Below are 368 nucleotides of genomic sequence, written 5' to 3'. Positions count from 1 at the left end.
GGGCAGTCAGATCAAGATCAAAAGCCAAAGCACAGCGGCCTACAGGCCGGCTTGAGTGGTAGAAGCCAGATCAAAAGCCAAAGCGAAAACCAAATCTGAAACTGATGCAGCTCTGCTTTTCTGTGGGAGCTGGCTTGCCTGCGATGCAGACAACTCGGTCTCTCAGGTACACCGAGGCGATGCTATCGCAGGCAAGCCAGCTCCCACATTTGACCGTGCTCGCTTTAGATTTTGATTTCGCCTTTGCTCCACACCACTCAAGCCGGCCTGTAGGCCGCTGTCCTCTTGATCTGCTTTTGATCTTGATCTTAGGCGCCCCGTTAAACCACGCTGGCCGAACGCAGGTAGTACGGAGCGGGTAAACCGGC

This window comes from Pseudomonas sp. IPO3778 (assembly GCF_013386825.1).
Lineage (GTDB): Bacteria > Pseudomonadota > Gammaproteobacteria > Pseudomonadales > Pseudomonadaceae > Aquipseudomonas.
Note: the sequence above shows the minus strand (reverse complement) of the source record.